Origin of the sequence: Mycobacterium helveticum, from assembly GCF_007714205.1 — a bacterium.
GTDB lineage: Bacteria > Actinomycetota > Actinomycetes > Mycobacteriales > Mycobacteriaceae > Mycobacterium > Mycobacterium helveticum.
The window spans coordinates 1-3,184 of sequence record NZ_VMQU01000240.1; the positions used below are offsets into that span (position 1 = coordinate 1).

Genomic DNA, 3,184 nt, shown 5'->3' on the forward strand with positions numbered 1-3,184 from the left:
ACGCGCCCGGCCGACAGCTGCTCGCCGTCAGTGCCGGACCGCTACCCCCACGTGGTCACCCTGAATGCCCCCGAACACAGGTCGTGGTTGTCAGTGGTCGGCCTTATGGTGTGGGCGTGCAGATGGGTAACGCCTACCATGGTGATCCGACACCGGCCGCCGGGCCGGCGCGGAAACCGCGTGCGCGTAAGCGCGCGAAGGGTGCGCCCACCCATGTGCGGTCGTGGCCGCTGCGGCCGAGCCCCGCGCAGTGCAAGGTGATCCGGACACGGTTTCACACCGGGGTGCGGGTGTATAACGCGGTGCTGGGCGAGTTCATCACGCGTAGCCGCACGGTGAAATCGGATCCGGGCTGGGCTGCGGCGCGGGAGCTGCCGGCGCGCGGCCCAGCCGAGCGTCAGGTTCGACGGGCAGCGTTTCGTTCCGTCGAGCACGCACACGGTTTCACCGCCGATGCCGCACAATCCTTCGCCTCGTCGCTGCGCCGGTCGTGGGTGCGTGAGCATCTGCCCGCCCAGGAAACCCAGCACCTGGGGGCACGAGCGTTCGATGCGGTGCGCCAGTGGCATGTGGGCCGGAAAGGCAAGCCGCGGTTCAAGCCGGCCAAACGCGGGCTGCATTCGCTGGCGGCCAAAGACGGCAACGGTGCGCTGCGCCCGAAAACCGATGAGGCCGGCCGGCTGGTCGGGTTGCAGTGGGGGGCGGGCTTCGTCGTGCCGATCACGCCTGCGGCTGCATCAGGTCGGCGCGGTCAGGAGCAGCAGGCCGAGCTCGCCGAGATCGAACGGCTGATCGCGGCCGGGAAAGTGTTGTCGGCGCGGATCGTGCGCACCGTGATCGACGGTCGCGACACCTACCGGATGCAGCTGGTGTGTGATGGGCGCCCGACCCGCCGCCATGCGGTCGGCGACGGGCAGGTGTCGTTCGATCTCGGACTGTCTCAGATCGCGGTGGCCGTGCGGCGCGCCGATGGGAGCTGGTCGGGTTGGGTGGAGCCGCTGGCCGATGCGATCCGGTTGGACACCACACGGTTGCGTCGGGCGCAGCGGCGTCTGGACCGCCAGCATCGTGCCGGATCACCGGCCTGCTTCAACCGTGATGGCGTCCACACGACGGGCCGCTGCGTGTGGCGGCGTTCGGCCGCCGCGCAGCACACCATGGTCCGGGTGGGCGAGTTGCATCGCCGCCTGGCCGAGCACCGCAAGACGTTGCATGGGGCGCTGGGTAACCGGCTGCTGGGCTATGGCACCGACATCGCGTGTGAGCGGTTGGAGTATGTGTCGTGGCAGAAGAACTTTCCGCGCAGTGTGCGCGACCGGGCACCGGGGTTGCTGGTGGAATTGTTGCGTCGCAAGGCTGAAAGCGCCGGCGGCCCCCAGCTCTACGAATACAGCACGCGTACCACCGCCTTGTCGCAAACGTGTCTGTGCGGGACGAAAAAGAAGAAGCCGCTCTCCCAGCGGGTCCACCGCTGCGGGTGCGGAATTCGAGAAGATCGCGACCTGTTTTCGGCTTTCCTCGGACTGCATGTGCGAACCGAGGCCGATGGGGTCGATCGGCTGGACTTGCAGGCAGCGTGTGAGGGCTGGCTGCATCGCCAAGACGCCGGCGAGTCGCCGAAGTCCAGCCGTAGTGCGCAAGCACGCAAGCGGCGAGGCCGCAGGCATCCGCCCTCGCGGAGGTCGGTGGCGCGCATCAAAGCCCGGCGGAAAGCCAAAACTGTGATGCGACAGAGCCGCTCGGCGCGAACCTCCACTACCGACCAGCCCACGGCGATAGCCGCATGAGCGCCTATCGAGACAGCCGGCCGGCACGAGGAATCCCCGCAATTCATTGCGGGGAGGACGTCAAGAAACCCGCGAGCGAGTGCTGCGGATCCACTGGGAGTTTGCGGACGCGGTGCTGCGCCGTGGTGGATGACGTCCGCGTCCGTCCCTGACAGCATGCCCTGCGCGGGCAGCCTCGGGGCGGGTAAGCCTCGTGAGGCGACGCACGGAAAGGGATCCGTGACGGGCGCATCGGGAAATGCCGTTGCGCAACAACCGTTTTGATGAGTCAGAACAGTGATCTGTGGCCGAAGTGATGCCCCTTTGGTCGCGTCCGAATCCCATCGAAGCGGACCGGCCAACGGTCGCACCCACAACACCGGCAGCGGCGCCGCGGCTCACCCCGATGCCCCGCCGTGTTGTATATCATGAGATACATGCCTGCGCGGAGCCCCGATACTGCCCAGTGGGCCAACGGTGTACTGGCTGAAATCGGTGAAGAGCTCCGCAGGCGGCGAAAAGAACTCGGCATCAGCGCCGCAACCACCGCCGAAGCAGCCGGGATGTCCCGCGTCACCCTGCATCGCATCGAGTCCGGCTCACCGTCGGTGACGGTCGGCGCCTATATGAATGCCGCAGCGGCCCTGGGGCTGCAGCTGGCGCTCCGCAAACCGCCGCGGCTTGACCGCCAGCCATTGCTCGACGAGCCATCGGGGGGCCTGGTTCGTGTGGGCGATTATCCCCAGCTGCAGGCGATTGCATGGCAGCTCCGTGCCGATACCCAGCTTCGCGGCATCGACGCGCTGCGGATGTACGAACGCAATTGGCGCCATGTGGACCGCGATGGGATGAGCGATGACGAACGTGCGCTCATCCAGCGGCTCGCTGACAGATACGGCGGGGGAGTTCTCCTTGTTTAGCCGAGCTCACCACGTGCGAATTGCCCGTGTGCTGGAGGCGCTCGACGCCGAATTTCTCGCCAATTCGCGGTGTTACTTCGGGGGCGGAACAGCGATTGCGCTGCAGCACGGCGAGTACCGCGAATCACGGGACATCGACCTGCTCGTCTCCGATGGTGGTGGATATGCCGCGCTTCGCGAGCGGGTACGTGGACCGGAGGGATTCAAAGCTCTGACCAAGCTCCCGATCTCGACTCTGCGTCCCGTCACGGCCGATCATTACGGCATCAGGGCCGTGCTCGACGTCGACGGAGAACCGATCAAGTTCGAGATCATTCGCGAGGCTCGAATCGAGCTGGAGGAACCGGGTCCCGGTGACAGCGTCGGCGGGGTCGTGACGCTGACCGCCCTCGACATGGCCTGCAGCAAGCTGTTGGCCAACTCTGACCCTGATTTTTCAGCCGGCTATGGATTGAGGGCCGCGTCGTAGCGCGGAAGTGCCCTTCCTGCAAGGGATAA

3 protein-coding genes are annotated in these 3,184 nt (G+C 66.6%); all 3 read left to right on the plus strand.

Going from position 1 to position 3,184, the window contains the following annotated elements; all coding sequences use genetic code 11:
* Positions 1 to 122 precede the first annotated feature (122 nt).
* Positions 123 to 1,787: a transposase gene (locus FPZ47_RS27055; RefSeq protein ID WP_246133639.1), complete on the plus strand. Its 1,665-nt coding sequence runs from the start codon at positions 123 to 125 to the stop codon at positions 1,785 to 1,787.
* 416 nt (positions 1,788 to 2,203) lie between these two features.
* Positions 2,204 to 2,686 carry a helix-turn-helix domain-containing protein gene (locus tag FPZ47_RS27065; protein ID WP_168209582.1) on the plus strand — a complete coding sequence of 161 codons (483 nt, stop codon included), beginning with the start codon at positions 2,204 to 2,206 and terminating at the stop codon, positions 2,684 to 2,686.
* Positions 2,622 to 3,155, plus strand: coding sequence for a nucleotidyl transferase AbiEii/AbiGii toxin family protein (locus FPZ47_RS27070; RefSeq protein ID WP_210420032.1), 534 nt, complete (start codon positions 2,622 to 2,624; stop codon positions 3,153 to 3,155). The genes FPZ47_RS27065 and FPZ47_RS27070 overlap by 65 nt, the downstream gene beginning before the upstream one ends.
* The last annotated feature ends 29 nt before the right edge of the window (positions 3,156 to 3,184 follow it).

What these genes read in the sequence shown, in the direction of transcription:
- FPZ47_RS27055 (WP_246133639.1), top strand. Translation starts at nt 123, where the DNA reads ATGGGTAACGCCTACCATGGTGATCCGACACCGGCCGCCGGGCCGGCG.
- FPZ47_RS27065 (WP_168209582.1), top strand. Translation starts at nt 2,204, where the DNA reads ATGCCTGCGCGGAGCCCCGATACTGCCCAGTGGGCCAACGGTGTACTG.
- FPZ47_RS27070 (WP_210420032.1), top strand. Translation starts at nt 2,622, where the DNA reads ATGACGAACGTGCGCTCATCCAGCGGCTCGCTGACAGATACGGCGGGG.